Origin of the sequence: Limosilactobacillus pontis, assembly GCF_002940945.1 — a bacterium.
Lineage (GTDB): Bacteria > Bacillota > Bacilli > Lactobacillales > Lactobacillaceae > Limosilactobacillus > Limosilactobacillus pontis_A.
Genome location: NZ_PNFV01000006.1, coordinates 87,895 through 103,567, shown reverse-complemented (window position 1 = coordinate 103,567; position 15,673 = coordinate 87,895). Strand labels below are relative to the sequence as shown.

Below are 15,673 nucleotides of genomic sequence, written 5' to 3'. Positions count from 1 at the left end.
TGAAACGGAGGGAGAATAATGGATGGAGTACAACGGGGTGATTTGGTTGCTGACCAAGTTATTCGGGCCTTACGGGGAGTCGTTGATCCAGAACTCGGGATTGACCTGGTTAACCTGGGCTTGATTTACGGGGTCAATATGACGGCTGATGGAACGGTAACAGTAACGATGACCCTGACTACAATGGGCTGTCCAATTACGAATGTATTACAGCAGATGATTAATACGGCGATACGGAAGGTAGCTGGTGTTCGGGAGGTACAAATTGATGTTGTCTGGGAGCCAACCTGGACGCCAGCACGGATGAGTAGGACTGCTAGGATAGCTCTTGGCTACCACGTTGAAAAATAGAGGAGGAAGAAAAATGAATAAGGTTGTTGTATTTGGAAGGTGGTTAAGCAAGTGGTTTACGCTTTTTGTGGTATTGTGGGCAGTATTTAACTACCTTGTGCCCAGTTTTTCAGCACCGGTTGTTGCCAATACAAAGTACTTGTTGGGCATTATCCTGTTTGGAATGGGGCTGACCTTAACCGGCCACGACTTCAGACGTATTGTTCAAAAGCCGGTTCCGGTTTTATTGGGGACGGTAGCACACTACCTGATCATGCCAAGCCTGGCCTGGTTATTGTGCCTAGTATTTCAGTTAAAAGGAGCTACGGCAGCTGGAGTAATACTGGTGGGAGCCTGCCCTAGCGGAACCTCATCGAGTGTCATGGCCTACCTTGCCGGTGGGGACGTGGCCCTGGATGTTTCAATCGAGGCTCTGTCGACCCTGTTGGCTCCGGTAATGCTGCCGACGATTCTTTACCTGTTTGCCGGACAATATGTTAAGGTGCCAACTCAGAACCTATTTATGAGTACACTTGAGATCGTGGTTCTCCCAATTGTCTTCGGGGTGGTAGTCCATACCCTCTTTGGTAAACGGCTGGCGCCAGTTTTGGACTTTTTACCGATCGTTTCCCAATTCGCTATCCTAGCCATCATCGGGGCGGTAGTGTCTGCTAACCATGCTAACTTATTTACTGCCGCCACCGCCATCGTGATCCCCGTTGTAATGCTTCATAATCTATTGGGTTACACGTTGGGCTACCTCTTTTCCCGGTTACTCCGGCTTTATCAGCCACAGCAGAAAGCCCTGACGTTTGAGGTAGGAATGCAAGATTCAAGTTTAGGGGCCACCCTGGCGCTGACCTACTTCTCACCAGCTGCTGCGATTGCATCGACCCTCTTTAGCATTTGGCATAACATCTCGGGTTCCGTTCTGTCATCTTGGTGGAAGAACCATACCAAGGAGAGCTTAGCAGAGAGAATCCAAGACTATCAGCGGATGAAGGACAGGGTTGTGGAATAGTTTGACGATGTCTGCCTAATCAATTAAGAAGAAAAGCGACGCCGTATCCATAATGGGTACAGCGTCGCTTTATTTTTGGCGGAGTACGTGATCGAAAATATCGAGGACGAGTTTGAAGAAGAGACACAGGTGGTACACGATTAGAGCGAATGATACTTACTTGACTTTTCAATGATTGAATAATTACTTTTCTATAATATAATAGTGTTGTTTTTGCTTAATGCAAATTTAATTTGACAGGAGAGTATCTCTTCCACAGTGTACCGACCAAGGCAGATGGTTCATACAACCAGAAGGAAGCAGCTAAGCTAGGTAAAATGCAGGGTTCTCATGGTTGCATTCGACTATCAGTTCCTGACGCTCGTTGGATGGAACTGAATTTACCGGTTGGCACTAAGGTTATTATTGTTGGTTAAGCAGTGGAATTACCACTTTTAAGCTGATTAAGATAGCGTTGATCAAGATGAATATAACGAAGCTCGCCAACCAAGTGAGTTTCACGATGGGAATGACCATTGCGAGCAGGTTGTAGAGAATGATTAGGACGATCAGAGCACCGTCGCTCACGATCAAGTGACGGAAAAATGTCCGGGTTAAGTACCGACTGAACATGATGAACCTCCTTTAACGAATGATGATCTTGGAGCCCTTTGGCAGGGACTGAAGCCACTGTGCATCCGGCCACGATAACTGGATTGTGTTGGGGAAGGCAAAGTCTGTCTTCAGCCAGTTTTTAGCGACTTTATCCTGGTCAACCGCCGCAGGAGCAACAATATAACATTGGTGACTCAATGCAGACCAGCTGCGTCCCGTCAAGGTGTGACCAGTGTTAACATGGTCGATTTGCTGGCCATGGTGCCCACGGGTTCTGAGGATTTGCTGACGAATGTTAGTTCGGGCATGCATTATGTAAATTACTCGGTGGCCGTTGAGCACGTAAAGTCGTTTTAGGCCTGGCACCATAATAAGTCGGAGCCGGTCCTGTTTACGTAGGTTTGGATATTGCCGATGTTCAGACGGCTTGTTGACGTTTGGGTGCCGCAGCCGGTTAATATTGAGAATCTGGCTTGAACGGCTGGCACTGACGATGAAGCGGCTACTGTCGACGTAGGTATGGACGTTGAGGATGAGGACAACGATGGCGAACAGGGCTGCGGTGAGTAGGATAAACTGTTTTTGTTTGCTATTCATTTGATCAATTCCTTACGTTGTTAATCTCTTTTCTATCTTATCGTATCATTAACCATTTTGGAGGAAAATATGAAAAAGATTTTGGCACTCTTGTTAATGATCCCCTTGCTTCTCGGGATTATTACGCCACCCGTACATGCCAAGCCACTGATTGACGCGTCGGCTGCGGTAATGGTGGATGCTTCCACCGGACAGGTGATTTACGAACAGAATGCCCACAAGAAGCTGCCGATTGCATCAATAAGCAAGCTTCTGACGGCAGTAGTGATTATGGACGAGGTTCATAGCAAGCAGATCACTGGTGATACCAAGGTCAAGGTTGACAGCGGGATAGCGGCAATCTCGAACGATCCTCAGTATTCAGTGATCGGTCTGCAGGAGGGAAACGCGTACACAGTTCGGGAACTTTTGAATGCCTCCCTGGTCAAGTCCGCCGATGGGGCGGCACTGGCTTTGGCTGCGGCGGCTGGTGACAGCCTAGATGAGTTCAACATGAAGCTTCAACAGAAGGCCCAGGAAATCGGCCTAAAGGACTATACTATTGTCAATCCGGTGGGGCTGACCAACGGGGATCTGAAGACATTATCGATCAAGCAATATTCAGATCAGGCCGAGAATGCGATGACTGCCACGGACGTTGCTATCCTGGCGCGCTACCTGGTGAATCATTATCCACAGCTGCTGCAGGTTACCGCCCAAAAGCAGGCCAGCTTTATGATTACCAAGGGGAAGGCAAAGACTGAAAAGAACCTGAACGAGATGCTGCCAGGCAGTAAGTATACCGTACCGGGGGTGACGATCGATGGCCTGAAGACGGGAACCTCGGATACGGCGGGGGCCTGTTTCGTCAGCACCGGGAACTATCGCGGACACCGGATTATTACTGTCGTTCTCCACGCTAATGGCAAGAATAAGGATAACCGTTTTATCCAGACCCAGCGTCTATATCGGATGCTGAAACAAGACGGGCATCTTCAGACCATCACCTTGCCAAAAGACATTCGTCAGCAGGCGGTGGCCAACGGGCAGACTAGACAAGCAACGATTAGCCCACAGGCGGTCACGGTCTGGAATACCGGTGGACAGCTTCATAAGTACACGCTGGCGGTCAAGATGAAGGAAAAGTATCTCAATAAGACGGGACAACTGGAGGCGCCACTTCATCGTAACGAAACGGTGGGCGAACTTGATCTCTCAAGTAGCCAGCTCAAGACATTGGACGGCGGCCCGCTGACATATAAGCTGCTGAGTACCGATAATGTTGTGCGGGGCAACTTTTGGCAGCGTTTATGGCACTAGTAGTGGCATGGTGAATATTATTAAATAAGTGGCTATGGCAAGATTAACCTGCCGTAGCCACTTATTTTACTTTCAAATCTTATTAAAGATAACGTATGACACAGTCAAGTGTCGTCTAGTACCAGTATACTATTATTAATTAAACGTCCGTCCGTTAAACCAGGCAAACATGTTATCGACCTTAGTGTGGTCAATTTGCTGGCAAGTTGTCAGCAGCTGGTAGGTGACTGCCGGCGTCTTGGTAAGTCGATCAGTCATGGAAAAGCCGTTCCTACGGTAGAAATGGAGCCGTCGTAAGCGCTGGTGGTTGTTGGCCGCCGCCGTGTCCGGCTGCTCGATGTCCAGGATCAGGGTGTCTGGAGCATAGCACCGTTTGAGTTGGTTGAGGATCCGGCTCCCGTAGCCTTGGGAGCGAACCTGATCGTTGACAGCCAGGTAGAGGACGTAATGGATTCCATGGTGATGGATGATGTAAGAGAGCCCGATAAGCTGGTTCTGGTCGTAGAAGATTAGAAAGTCGGCCCGTCGGAAGAGCTGCTTGAAGAGCAATCGTCTCCAAGACTCCTGCTCATACTTGGGGAAGGCCCGATAATAAAGTGCCTTGACCTGACGATATTCAGGCAGGCTTGAGATTAACGATTTAATGGTTAAAGACAAGCATATCCCTCCTATACATTTGCCATTATTCTATCAAATTAGACGGTGGTTACTGGGCACTGTTCACAAAGTTTAAGAGATTATTAATTTTCCGTAGTGAATATTTCCCAGGAAATAAAAAGGGCCCCGCCGGCACACATAGGTGGCGGTGGGACCAAAATGGCATGTTACTTATTGTTGGCATCTGGGTTAGTGATCTTGATCCGGTTAGAATCAGTTGAGGAGTGGTTTTGCTCCGGTGCGTCGGTGCTGAAGTAGTTCTCAGTTGACTGGTTATGGTTCTCGGAGTAAAGACTAGTCGACTTGTTCCCTTTCTTCCGTTCGATTTGTTCGGCCTGCTTTAACCCGTTTGAATAATTGTAATCAGCCGGGTTGACGGCTTTGAAGCCCTTCGGATGGTAGAAACGGAGCAGGTTTTTCTCATTCAGCGAGTCTGATAGACTTAGCTCGGTGTTAACCAGCTTATGATCCTTCTTAATTCGCTCCTGCTGTTTCTTGGTCAGCTTGGCTTCCTTGCCAGTCCGGTTATCATAGACGGTGCCCCCGATTACCGTATAGTGCGGGGTGACAAAGTCTTGATTCCGGAAGGCGACGACCTGGCTATGCTGCTTAGAGAAGAGGTCAGTTCCAAACTGGATGTAGCGTTTGGAAGAGATCCCCAGCAGGTGGAGCAAGGTCGGCAGGACGTCGATCTCTCCACCATAGGTATGGTCAATATGACCGTGACCACCGGAATTAGGGATGACAAACATCATTGGAACCCGCTGGAGCTGAGCGTTATCGAAATCTGTCCAGTTATCGGCGGTCTTACCGAGGACACTGGCCAGAGAAGTGTTCTCACTGTTGGAAATTCCGTAGTGGTCCCCATAGATCATAATAATGGAATGGTCGTAGAGACCGCTCTTTTTGAGATAGTCGAAGAACTCCTGAACCGACTGGTCAAGGTAGTGGGCGGTTATGAAGTAGTTATCGACGTTGGCATCGCCCGTATTGGTGGTCTGGAAGTTTGGATCCTTATCCTCATCGTCTAGGTCGTATGGGAAATGGTTGGTAACCGTGATGTACTTGGCGTAGAACGGCTGTTGAAGGGCCTGCAGGTACTTGATTGAGTCTTTGAAGAGCAACTTGTCCTTCAGCCCGTAGCCGGTTGCCTTGTCACCAGATGTGTCGTAGTAACTGGCGTCAAAGAAGTACTGGTAGCCTAGGTTCTTGTAGACGTTGTTCCGGTTCCAGAAGCTGGCGACGTTACCGTGGAAAACCGCGCTGGTGTAGCCCGCCCGCTGGTTAAGGATTGCCGGGGCCCCCTGGAAGGTATTATCACTACCCAGAGTGGCAAACAGCGATCCCTGGGGCAAGCCAAAGGTTGAGGTTTCCAGCATGTTTTCCGCATCGCTGGTCTTTCCCTGGCCGACCTGGTGAAAGAAATTATCAAAAGCATAGGTATCATTACTATGATAGAGCGAGTTCAGGAAGGGAGTAACCTCCTGATCGTTGATCTTTTTATCGATGATGAATTGCTGGAAGCTCTCCAGGTGAATGATAATTACGTTGCGGCCCTTGGCAATTCCAAACATCTGCGGGTTAGCCTTAGCGTAGTGTTTGTCTGTGAACTTTTTAACCTTCTCCAGCTCAGACTTGGTGGCACTTTGCCGCATATCATTGATGTGCTGGGACTTGACTAGGTCATAACCAGTAAATGCATCGATCCCTAGGTACTTGACAATGTAGTTGCGGTCAAAGGTTCGACCTAGCAGCTGGGGACGGCTCATCTCACCGCAGGCCAGGTTGACCCCGAAGAGGACCAATGACATTGAGGTGAAGGCAAAGGCCAACCGGCTGCCGACCGCTCGTGGGTCAAAGTGGATCTTACGCAGCAGCATTAGGACTAAGATGATCACGATGTCAAGCCAGTAGAAGATGTCATGGAAGTTGGTCAGGGCCAGCGAACTCCCACTGAGTCCCTGATTGACCTTAGAATAACCGGTCATCGTAGCAATAGTCATGAAGTCCGTAAATTCTCGGTAGTAGATCACATTGAGGTAGAGCAAGAGGGTGTTGGCGATGTCCAACCCCATGATTACCGGGTAGAAGAAACGGGCTCGTTTAAAGTAGAATGCTAAACTATAAATTAATGCAGTGGTTGCCAGGGGATTAAAAATCAGAATTAAAAACTGGAAAATTCCCTCGGCCCCAAGGCTAAAGTCAGTAAAGTAAGCAAACAGGGTTTTGAACCAAAAAAGGACGACTAGGAGGATGAAAAAGCCAATCCTAGTGTCCACAAATTTGCTTAATTTTTTCATTAGGAATGTTCCTCGCAATCAAAATGTTTGTTTAACTTGCTAGAATAAATTTAGCAAATCAAAAGTATTTTATCACAGATTAGCGCGAAACATGATTTTTGCTTCAATCATTGTCAAAACTTAATTCTTTGCGGAAGCTGTGGCCGGGTCCGGACCGGTCAGCCAGTCGTAGTTGAATAGCCGCTTGAGATGACGATTGACTGGAATCCAGATCCCCGCATTGAGAATATCCCTTAAAGATGCCAGCCAATTCTTATCTTGGAGGTACTTTTGGGTAAGAGGAATTCGCAGCTTCTGGCCATCTTCAGTGATGACCTTAACTGACCTGCCATTGACGGCGACAATTCGGGCGGCAACGATGTCGGTGTTGCTTGTATCTTTCAATGTCATGTTAATTCCTTCCTTCTATGCTTTCAGTTTAGGTGATGGTTATGAAAGAATTACGGCCAAAATATTAAAAGATCCCTAAATACGATTAAGAAATAATTAAGATGGCATTCCTACAATCGGTTCGATGGAAGCGGTACAATAAAGAAAAGCAGTAATTAGGAGGATGATTAAGATGACAAAACTCAATCTGTACCTGGTCCGTCACGGACAAACCTACTTTAACGTCTATAATAAGCTGCAGGGCTGGAGCAACTCCCCACTGACCGAAAAGGGCAAGCAGAACGCTCACGATGCCGGGGAACGGCTGAAGAACATTCATTTCGCTGCTGCCTTTTGTAGCGACACGACCCGGGCAATGGAAACTATTCAGACGATCCTGGACCTCAACCAAGCCAACTCGGTCGAGCATCCAGTAACCTCACCGTACTTCCGGGAAGAGTTTTACGGGTCTTATGAAGGTACCAACATGGATATTGCCTGGTACAACGCTGGGGCGCCACATGGCTTCAAGAACTTCCGTGACATCGTCACCAAGTACTCAATTGGCCAGGCAAAGGATTGGCTGAAGGACGCTGACCCGTTTCACGATGCCGAGAACAATACCGAGTACTGGGCGCGGATGGACAAGGGAATTGACCTGGTTCGCCATGCCGGCCTGCCTGACGACGCTAACGTCCTCTGGGTTAGTCACGGTAATACCCTGTTGAGTCTGGTAGAACGCTTCGGAGGCGGCAAGTACGACGTTACCGTTCGCCCTAAAAATGGGAGCCTAACGACCGCTACTTTAACAGATGACGATTTTAAAATCGTTGAATATGATAAATAATCCAAAGCATAACTGATGGCTGACTTAAAAGTCATCAGTTTTTTGTCATTCAATTGATAACGTTTTCACAAATTGATATAATAAACGCATAATTTTAAGGTTTTCTAAAATTGATCGTGAGGTGGGGAGAACATGGATGAGAAAAGGGGAATTAACACTAGTGAATTGACACTGTTGATCATCGGTTCCACGATTGGTTCAGGGGCGTTCGGGATCACCAGTGATCTGGCGACCGCCGCGGCCCCGGGCCCGGCAATTATCGCCTGGATCATTGTGGGGATTGGGGTATTGACCCTGGTCCTATCGTTGAATAACTTGTCGCAGAAACGCCCCGACCTTGACTCGGGAATCTTCAGTTATGCGGCCGCAGCGTTTGGACCTTTAGGGGAGTTTATCTCTGGTTGGGCTTACTGGTTGTCGGCTTGGCTGGGTAACATTGCCTTTGCTACCATCACGATGAGTGCCCTGGGGACCTTCTTCCCTAGCCTCTTTAAGAATGGTCAAAACCTGTTTTCAATCATTGTTGCCATTATTTTGACCTGGGTGCTGACCTTTCTGGTTAATCAAGGGATCGAGTCGGCGGCCTTCATCAATGCGATTGGGACCGTCTGCAAAATTATCCCGCTGGTAGTCTTTGTTATCTGTGTGATCCTAGGCTTTAAAGCACGAATCTTTACGGCCGACTTCTGGGGCAATGTGGCTCAGAATGCCCACGGCGACCAGGCCGGTTCTGTCTTCGATCAGGTTAAGGGTTCCATCATTGTTATGATGTGGCTCTTCGTCGGAGTTGAGGGGGCTTCCGTTTTGACGAGCCGGGCGCGGACCCGGTCTGATGCCGAAAAGGCCTCAATTCTGGGGCTGGTCAGTCTGCTGACGATCTACATCGTAGTTTCTGTTCTGCCTTACGGGGTCATGAGTCGGGCCCAATTGGCCGCTGGTGGTCAGCCAGCCTTGGGGACCATCATGCAGCACCTAGTTGGTAGCTGGGGAGCGGCCTTGATCAGTGTTGGGCTGATTATCTCCGTGCTGGTTTCCTGGCTTTCCTGGACGATGCTGCCGGCCGAGTCACTAATGTTGATGGCCGACGATCAGACACTGCCAACCTCATGGGGGAAGGTTAACGCCAAGAAGGCGCCAACCCGTGCCCTGCTTATCACTGGTGTTCTCCAGTCACTGTTCCTGTTCTCTCTGCTGTTCACGTCCTATGCTTATAACTTTGCCTACACCTTGTGTACAGCGGCCATTCTAATCTGTTATCTGATTGTGGGAATATACCAGATGATGTACAGTTGGCAGCACCAGGATTGGGGCCAATTCACCATCGGTTTGGTCGCTACCCTGTTTGAGTTGATGGCGATGGCTTTGTCTGGCTGGAAGCAGGTTATGGTGGTTTCTGTCGGCTTTCTTCCCGGCTTCATCTTCTACCTGCAGGCTTGCAAGGAATTTGGCCACCAGGTTACCAGCAAGGAAAAGTGGATGATGGGGCTGATTGGCATCTTTGCTGTGGCCTCGTTGGTTCTGGTTATCAACGGCACGATTTCAATTAACTAGGAGGTTTGATTTTCATGGTTAAAATTGCACCATTTGGCGTGGAATCCTGGCTCAACAAGTGGGAAAAGAGTGCTACCTACGACATCTCGCAGAGTACAATTGCCTCCTTGAGCATGCACGACCTGCTCAACTTAGACGGCAATAATGGTCAAGAATTTTATGCGATGCTGGACAAGCAGAAGATGAACTATGGCTGGATTGAAGGGTCGCCGGAGTTTAAGCAGGAGGTGGCCAAACTCTATCAGCATATTGATCCCGAGAACATTCTGCAGACGAATGGGGCTACTGGGGCCAATCTCCTGGCCCTCTACGCTCTGATCAACCGTGGTGACCACGTGATTGCCGAGTATCCGTCTTACCAACAGCTTTATGATATTCCAAAATCGCTGGGTGCGGACGTCGATTACTGGCACATCCACGAGGAGGATGACTGGTATCCGGACCTCGACGAGCTCAAGGATCTGATTCGCCCCGACACCAAGATGATCTGCCTGAACAACGCCAATAACCCGACTGGAACCATCTTAGACCGGGACTTTCTGGAACAAGTGGTTGAGATCGCCAAGTCGGTTGGCGCCTACGTGCTGGTGGACGAGGTTTATCTGCCACTGGATCGTCCGGAAGACTTTGCCCCGATTGTTGACCTTTATGATAAGGGAATCTCAACTAACTCCTTGTCGAAGACTTACTCTGTTCCTGGGGTTCGGATTGGTTGGACGGCGACCAATGCCGAGTTAGCGGATGTCTTCCGTAAGTTCCGGGACTACACTATGATCTGTGGTGGGGTCTTCAATGATCAGCTGGCGACCTATGTTCTTCACCACCGCGACCAGGTTCTGGCCCGCAACCGGAAGCTGGTTCTTGGAAACCTAGCTATCTACAAGGACTGGATTGATCACGAGGACCGGGCCAGTGTTGTGATGCCACGGGCCGTCTCAACCTCATTTCCAAAGCTGGATGTACCGGTGGACATTCATACCTTCTGTGAGAACCTCCTGAAAGATGAGGGGGTCCTGCTGGTTCCTGGGGATGCTTTTGATACGCCAGGTCATGCCCGGTTGGGCTACTGTGCCCCTGAGGCCACACTGCGAGAGGGACTGAAACGGCTGTCTAAGTATATGCACCAGTATGATTAGTAAAGAAAAAGGATCGCATTGTGCGATCCTTTTTCTTTGTGGTTAATCCTGTTTTGTCGACTGTTTGGCCCACTTCAGACCGATTCCGGTAAACCCGCTGAGAATTGAGAAGACCGGTGAGAAAAGGCTGAAGAAGACGAACGGCAGGAAGTGAAGCACTGGCACACCTAAAGTAGCGGCAGCAAAGGAACCGGCCACTCCCCACGGGATCAGGTAGTTAATGACACTGCCCCCGTCTTCGAGGACCCGACTAAGGGCCAATGGGGCAAGTCCCATTCGCTGGAAGGCGGGTTTAAAGGCCTTCCCGGGCAGGATAACGGAGAGGTATTGCTCCCCGACAAAGAGGTTGATTCCGATCCCAGACAGAATAGTTGTTGTGACCAGTGGCCCCGGCTTACGCAGGTGCTTAACCAGTGGGGCCATGGCGGATTGGACAACGTGGAACCGCATTAGGATCCCCCCAAGGGAGAGAGTAACGATGATTAGGGAGACGGTTCCCATCATGTTGGTGATTCCGCCCCGGGAAAGCAGGGCGTTAACAGCAGGATCGCTGGTGTGGGCGACGAAGCCCTCGGTAATCAGGTTTGTCAGGGACTTCAGCGATTCAGTTGGCTTCTGGACGAAGATCATTCCGACAGTCACCAGGATGTTGATAAAGAGGGTTGGAATGGCGGGAATGTGTCGCCAAGCGCAGACAAACATCAGGACGATTGGCAAGAGTGCCCACCAACTGACTGTAAAATGATTTTGTAGGACCATAATAGTGTGATTGATCTTGGCAATGCTCATCTGACCGTTGCTGTTGCCCAAAATCCAGAAAAGGATGAAGGAGACAATAAACGACGGAATGGTAGACCACATCATGTTCTTGATATGGGCAAAAAGGTCACTGCCAGCAATCGCTGATGCTAAGTTGGTGGAGTCCGACAGTGGGGACATCTTGTCACCGAAAACAGCCCCAGAGATGATGGCCCCGGCGACTAGGGCAGGATTAGCGTTTATTGCCATTCCCATTCCGAAGAGGGCGATTCCAATCGTTGAGATAGTGGTAAAACCACTCCCAATCGACAGCCCAACCAAGGAGCAGACGATAAAGGTCGACGGGACAAAGAAACGAATACTAATCAAGTTGAAACCGACAACCATGATGGACGGGATGATCCCAGCCTGGATCCAAACAGCAATTAGGGCTCCGATTAGGATAAAAATGAAGATTGGGATGATCGCAGTACCAATTCCATCTTGAATTCCCTTGTGGATGTCATCCCAGGAAGCACCGCGTAGCTTGGCCCAGAAGACCAGCAGGGCAATTGTGAATAAAACTGGGATCTGTGGAGAGAGACCAAAGTGGATGACCGCCGTTCCCAGAATAATTAACATAACGATTAAGATGGTGATGGACTCACCAAAACTAACTTTTTTCATGAATAAATTCTCCTTCGTTAAAGATACCTAGTGGCTAAAACTATGTATCTCTACAATATCGAACGATTCCACCGCAATCTCGCATAACAAACTCCTTTCCAACAAAAAATCGTCCCGTTGACGTTATTATCAACGGGACGATTTTAAACCGCGGTACCACCCAGCTTACACATTGTGTGCACTCATATCAGGTGGTAACGGCACTGACTATGGCCGGACAATTAATATTTTCGCGATAATTCGGTCATTCCTGCCTGACCGGTTCGCACATCACCACCGGCTCTCTGACACCCAACAGGACACCTACTGAAACGATAATTGTTGAAATTATCATATCGTGTCGAAATGAGAAAGTCAATCATAAAATTAAAATGAAATGAGAGACTTACTTAGCCGCTTGGGCCCAACGGTGGTTGAAGAGCAGGTTCAGCAAGACGGCGGACACACTGGTAACTACGATTCCATTGTCGAGAATGATCTGAAATTCAGTCGGCAGGTGCTGAAAGATGTGGGGGTACATGGTGACCCCAAGGCCCAGGCCAATCGAGACGGATGCCGTCAGCAGGTTGGCATTGTTGGTGAAATCAACCTTATGCAGGATCTGAACCCCTTGGACGCCGACCATGCCAAACATCACGATCATTGCACCACCTAGGACAGGAGATGGGATGATCGTAGCCAGGGCACCAACCTTCGGCAAGAGGCCAAGCAGAAGGAGAAGGAAGGCAGCGTAGTAGACAGGCCGACGGGTTTTGACACCGGACATCTTCAGGACACCGACGTTCTCAGAAAAGGTTGAGTAGGGGAAGGTGTTGAAGAGCCCGCCCAAAACGGCGGCAATGCCCTCTGCCCGGTAGCCGCGCTCAAGGTCCTTGCTGGTAAGCTGGCGGCCTGTGATATCGCTGAGGGCAAAGAAGACCCCGGTCGACTCGATCATGGTGGTCAAGGAAACCATCATCATGGTGATCATGGCGCTGAGGTTGAAGCGGGGTACCCCGAAGAAGAAAAGCTGCGGGGTGTGGAACCAAGCAGCCTCGCTGACTGGTTTCAGGGAGATAAAGCCCATCGTCCCAGCGAACAATGAGGCGATCAAAATCCCCAGCAGGATGGCGATCGACTTAATGAAGCCGCGGCCAAAGGCATTAAAGAGCAAGATAATCGCAATGGTCAGAAAACCGATCAGCAGGTTGGCCGGGTCACCAAAGGAGTGGGCCGTGGCTGAACCGCCCCCGAGATCTTGGAAGCCGACTGGAACCAGGGTGAAACCGATGATGGTAATCAGAGATCCGGTAACCACTGGTGGAAAGAAGCGTTTGAGCTTAGCAAAGAAGCCGGCAATTAGGAAGACAAAAATCCCGGCTGCGATGATTGCCCCATACATATAAGTAATCCCAAGTTTGCTACCGATAGATTCCAGTGGGGTTACTGCCTGGACGGCACAGCCGAGGACAACAGGCAGGCCGATCCCGGTTACTGGCGTCCGTTTTAATTGGAGGAGGGTAGCAACCCCGCACATGAAGATATCGATGGAGACCAGGTAAGTCATCTGCAGGGTAGAGAAGTGCAGGTACTGACCAATTAAAAGCGGCACGAGAACGTCTCCTGAGTACATCGCTAGCAGGTGCTGGAAGCCGAGAACAAAGTTTTGCCACTGTTTGGTAAATCCGATGCGGCGAGTATGGGTTGTGATCATCATTGGTTGTTTCACAAATAGTTCCTCCTATATGGTAGTGATGGCCAATTCGATCAACAGTCAAATAAAAAAGCTCCCTTTGCCAAGTAAAAGCAAAAAGAGCTGATGTTCAATTCGCTTATAGTCCAAAGTTTACGGCTTTGGGTAGGAACTACCGTCCATATTACGGCATTATATAGGCTATTGATTTCGTTGGAAGTGTCGTTATCCTAACATGGAATGGTGGAGGATGCAAGGGTAAAGTTCGCTTTTAACTATTAAAACCGACTATGTTATAATAAATTGTTCAGCTTACTTCTCCTGGTAGATTAGTCCTAGATGAGACAAAAGTGGTATTATATTAAAAAGTAATTAGTCTGCCAATTAAACAGAGAGGATGCGAAACGCATTATGAAGAAAAAAATGAGTAGTTGTACGGCGATGTTAGTTGGAAAGAACGCCACAATTGATGGCTCCACGATTATCGCCCGGGACGAAGACGCTGAAGACGGGGTCAACCCGAAGACCTTCAAGGTATTTCCGGCCAAGGATTACACAGGTGAGCATTACGTTTCCAAGTACAACGGTCTAACCGTTGATATGGCTGGACAGGGATGCCGATTCACGGCGACACCGAATGGGGTTCCCGACGAGGGCCGTTGGGATGAACAGGGGATCAACGAACACAACGTGGCCATGAGCTCTACTGAAACCGAAATGACCAACGCCCGCGTGCTTGGCCATGACCCGCTGGTTAAGAACGGGGTCAATGAGGACTCAATGCTTTACCTGGTACTGCCGTTCATCAAGAGTGCTCGAGAAGGGGTACAACAGCTTGGCCACCTGATTGAGAAGTACGGGACGGGTGAAACGAACGGAATTGCCTTCAGCGACCACGATGAGGTTTGGTACCTGGAGACCGCTGGTGGTCACCAGTGGGTTGCCCAGCGAATTCCAGACGACGCCTATGCAATTGCGCCAAACATTATGTGCATCGAAGAGATTGACTTTGACGATCCCGACAATTACATGTATGCAAGTGGCATCCGCGAGTTTGTGGATAAGTACCACCTTAATCCGAACCCGGAAACTTTCAACTTCCGCAACATCTTCGGGACCCAGGATGAGGCCGATGCTTACTACAACACGCCACGTTCCTGGTACGGGCAAAAGCTCTTCACACCATCTTTGGAACAGGACCCCACCAGCCAAAATATCCCGTTCATCCAACATGCTGAGAAGAAGATCGCGGTTGAGGATGTAGAACAGTTTCTGTCATCACACTACAATGGTACCCCGTATGATCCAATGGGGACCTTTGCATCCGGTACCCCGGAGGAACAGCGAAAGTTCCGTTCGATTGCCCTGGACCGGAACCAAAGCTCCTGTATCCTGCAGATCCGTAATGACGTGCCGGCTGAGTACGCCGCTATCCAGTGGATCAACTTCGGGTTTTACTGCTATAGCCCATATGTACCGTTCTTCACCAACATTAACGATACGCCAGCCAACTACCAAGTGGCCACGAACGATGCCGACCCGGCCAAGAGTGCCTATTGGCTGCACAAGCTCCTTGAGGTGATCGTAGAACCACGTTATCATGAATTCATCAACGAGGTGAATGACTTCCGTGATGGCTGCCAGAGTTACGGGGTTAGCCGCGTCGATGCCATAACTGAGGCGGCCGCGGGCAAGCAAGACGCTGAGCTGACCGACTACCTGACAGCGGCCAACCAAGAGTCCGCGGCCCACGTGACCGCGGCAACCCATCAGCTGATGAGCAGTCTGATTCACCAAGCTTTGTTGAACTCTAAATTCCAGTTTGAACGGGGCAACAACCTTTAGTATAAATATGACTTAACCAAGATAAGCCCG

At 49.4% G+C, this 15,673-nt stretch carries 14 protein-coding genes, 1 pseudogene and 1 riboswitch; of the genes and pseudogenes, 8 read left to right on the top strand and 7 right to left on the bottom strand.

Annotated elements, in window-relative coordinates; all coding sequences use genetic code 11:
• The first annotated feature begins 18 nt into the window (after positions 1 to 18).
• The 3 genes and pseudogenes from CK797_RS06350 to CK797_RS06340 form a co-directional block, all read left to right on the top strand.
• Positions 19 to 351 carry a metal-sulfur cluster assembly factor gene (locus tag CK797_RS06350; protein WP_104688922.1) on the top strand — a complete coding sequence of 111 codons (333 nt, stop codon included), beginning with the start codon at positions 19 to 21 and terminating at the stop codon, positions 349 to 351.
• A gap of 13 nt (positions 352 to 364) precedes the next feature.
• Entirely contained in the window at positions 365 to 1,351 is a 987-nt protein-coding gene (locus tag CK797_RS06345) for a bile acid:sodium symporter family protein (RefSeq protein ID WP_104688921.1), read from the top strand.
• 239 nt (positions 1,352 to 1,590) lie between these two features.
• A pseudogene (locus tag CK797_RS06340) lies at positions 1,591 to 1,767 on the top strand (L,D-transpeptidase family protein); the annotation flags it as partial.
• Here CK797_RS06340 and CK797_RS06335 read toward each other — a convergent pair.
• Together CK797_RS06335 and CK797_RS06330 are read right to left on the bottom strand one after the other, a co-directional pair.
• A complete protein-coding gene (locus CK797_RS06335) occupies positions 1,754 to 1,963 on the bottom strand; it encodes a hypothetical protein (RefSeq protein WP_104688920.1) in 210 nt (69 codons plus the stop codon). The pseudogene CK797_RS06340 and the gene CK797_RS06335 sit on opposite strands and share 14 nt — an antisense overlap.
• A gap of 12 nt (positions 1,964 to 1,975) precedes the next feature.
• Positions 1,976 to 2,542, bottom strand: a complete 567-nt coding sequence (locus CK797_RS06330) for a hypothetical protein (RefSeq protein WP_104688919.1) — start codon at positions 2,540 to 2,542, stop codon at positions 1,976 to 1,978.
• Between the two features lie 69 nt (positions 2,543 to 2,611).
• On the opposite strand from CK797_RS06330, the gene CK797_RS06325 reads away from it, so the two are divergent.
• Entirely contained in the window at positions 2,612 to 3,841 is a 1,230-nt protein-coding gene (locus CK797_RS06325) for a D-alanyl-D-alanine carboxypeptidase family protein (protein WP_104688918.1), read from the top strand.
• A 135-nt stretch (positions 3,842 to 3,976) separates the two neighbouring features.
• Here the strand turns inward: CK797_RS06325 and CK797_RS06320 are convergent, their stop codons facing one another.
• From CK797_RS06320 to CK797_RS06310, 3 genes are all read right to left on the bottom strand, one after another.
• Positions 3,977 to 4,498 carry a GNAT family N-acetyltransferase gene (locus tag CK797_RS06320; protein WP_104688917.1) on the bottom strand — a complete coding sequence of 174 codons (522 nt, stop codon included), beginning with the start codon at positions 4,496 to 4,498 and terminating at the stop codon, positions 3,977 to 3,979.
• A gap of 167 nt (positions 4,499 to 4,665) precedes the next feature.
• On the bottom strand, positions 4,666 to 6,798 hold the full coding sequence (locus CK797_RS06315; RefSeq protein ID WP_104688916.1) for an LTA synthase family protein: 2,133 nt from the start codon (positions 6,796 to 6,798) through the stop codon (positions 4,666 to 4,668).
• Between the two features lie 120 nt (positions 6,799 to 6,918).
• Complete coding sequence (locus CK797_RS06310; RefSeq protein WP_104688915.1) at positions 6,919 to 7,188, bottom strand: hypothetical protein; 270 nt, start codon at positions 7,186 to 7,188, stop codon at positions 6,919 to 6,921.
• A 172-nt stretch (positions 7,189 to 7,360) separates the two neighbouring features.
• On the opposite strand from CK797_RS06310, the gene CK797_RS06305 reads away from it, so the two are divergent.
• The 3 genes from CK797_RS06305 (at position 7,361) to CK797_RS06295 (ending at position 10,701) form a co-directional block, all read left to right on the top strand.
• Positions 7,361 to 8,014 (top strand): histidine phosphatase family protein, encoded by a 654-nt coding sequence (locus CK797_RS06305; RefSeq protein WP_104688914.1) that lies wholly within the window; start codon positions 7,361 to 7,363, stop codon positions 8,012 to 8,014.
• A 132-nt stretch (positions 8,015 to 8,146) separates the two neighbouring features.
• Positions 8,147 to 9,565 carry a basic amino acid/polyamine antiporter gene (locus tag CK797_RS06300; protein WP_104688913.1) on the top strand — a complete coding sequence of 473 codons (1,419 nt, stop codon included), beginning with the start codon at positions 8,147 to 8,149 and terminating at the stop codon, positions 9,563 to 9,565.
• A 14-nt stretch (positions 9,566 to 9,579) separates the two neighbouring features.
• A complete protein-coding gene (locus CK797_RS06295; RefSeq protein ID WP_104688912.1) occupies positions 9,580 to 10,701 on the top strand; it encodes an aminotransferase in 1,122 nt (373 codons plus the stop codon).
• Positions 10,702 to 10,743: 42 nt separating this feature from the next.
• Here CK797_RS06295 and nhaC read toward each other — a convergent pair whose 3' ends face one another.
• Positions 10,744 to 12,126 (bottom strand): Na+/H+ antiporter NhaC, encoded by a 1,383-nt coding sequence (gene nhaC / locus CK797_RS06290; RefSeq protein ID WP_104688911.1) that lies wholly within the window; start codon positions 12,124 to 12,126, stop codon positions 10,744 to 10,746.
• A 385-nt stretch (positions 12,127 to 12,511) separates the two neighbouring features.
• Positions 12,512 to 13,822, bottom strand: a complete 1,311-nt coding sequence (locus CK797_RS06285) for a nucleobase:cation symporter-2 family protein (protein ID WP_104688941.1) — start codon at positions 13,820 to 13,822, stop codon at positions 12,512 to 12,514.
• Positions 13,823 to 13,920: 98 nt separating this feature from the next.
• Positions 13,921 to 14,018: riboswitch (purine riboswitch) on the bottom strand.
• 191 nt (positions 14,019 to 14,209) lie between these two features.
• Here CK797_RS06285 and CK797_RS06280 point away from each other — a divergent pair.
• On the top strand, positions 14,210 to 15,643 hold the full coding sequence (locus CK797_RS06280) for a C69 family dipeptidase (RefSeq protein WP_104688910.1): 1,434 nt from the start codon (positions 14,210 to 14,212) through the stop codon (positions 15,641 to 15,643).
• Positions 15,644 to 15,673 lie beyond the last annotated feature (30 nt).

Excerpts from the sequence above, each read along its gene's own strand:
- CK797_RS06350 (WP_104688922.1), top strand. The coding sequence starts at position 19 with ATGGATGGAGTACAACGGGGTGATTTGGTTGCTGACCAAGTTATTCGG.
- CK797_RS06345 (WP_104688921.1), top strand. The coding sequence starts at position 365 with ATGAATAAGGTTGTTGTATTTGGAAGGTGGTTAAGCAAGTGGTTTACG.
- CK797_RS06335 (WP_104688920.1), bottom strand. The coding sequence starts at position 1,963 with ATGTTCAGTCGGTACTTAACCCGGACATTTTTCCGTCACTTGATCGTG.
- CK797_RS06330 (WP_104688919.1), bottom strand. The coding sequence starts at position 2,542 with ATGAATAGCAAACAAAAACAGTTTATCCTACTCACCGCAGCCCTGTTC.
- CK797_RS06325 (WP_104688918.1), top strand. The coding sequence starts at position 2,612 with ATGAAAAAGATTTTGGCACTCTTGTTAATGATCCCCTTGCTTCTCGGG.
- CK797_RS06315 (WP_104688916.1), bottom strand. The coding sequence starts at position 6,798 with ATGAAAAAATTAAGCAAATTTGTGGACACTAGGATTGGCTTTTTCATC.
- CK797_RS06310 (WP_104688915.1), bottom strand. The coding sequence starts at position 7,188 with ATGACATTGAAAGATACAAGCAACACCGACATCGTTGCCGCCCGAATT.
- CK797_RS06305 (WP_104688914.1), top strand. The coding sequence starts at position 7,361 with ATGACAAAACTCAATCTGTACCTGGTCCGTCACGGACAAACCTACTTT.
- CK797_RS06300 (WP_104688913.1), top strand. The coding sequence starts at position 8,147 with ATGGATGAGAAAAGGGGAATTAACACTAGTGAATTGACACTGTTGATC.
- CK797_RS06295 (WP_104688912.1), top strand. The coding sequence starts at position 9,580 with ATGGTTAAAATTGCACCATTTGGCGTGGAATCCTGGCTCAACAAGTGG.
- nhaC (WP_104688911.1), bottom strand. The coding sequence starts at position 12,126 with ATGAAAAAAGTTAGTTTTGGTGAGTCCATCACCATCTTAATCGTTATG.
- CK797_RS06285 (WP_104688941.1), bottom strand. The coding sequence starts at position 13,822 with ATGATGATCACAACCCATACTCGCCGCATCGGATTTACCAAACAGTGG.
- CK797_RS06280 (WP_104688910.1), top strand. The coding sequence starts at position 14,210 with ATGAAGAAAAAAATGAGTAGTTGTACGGCGATGTTAGTTGGAAAGAAC.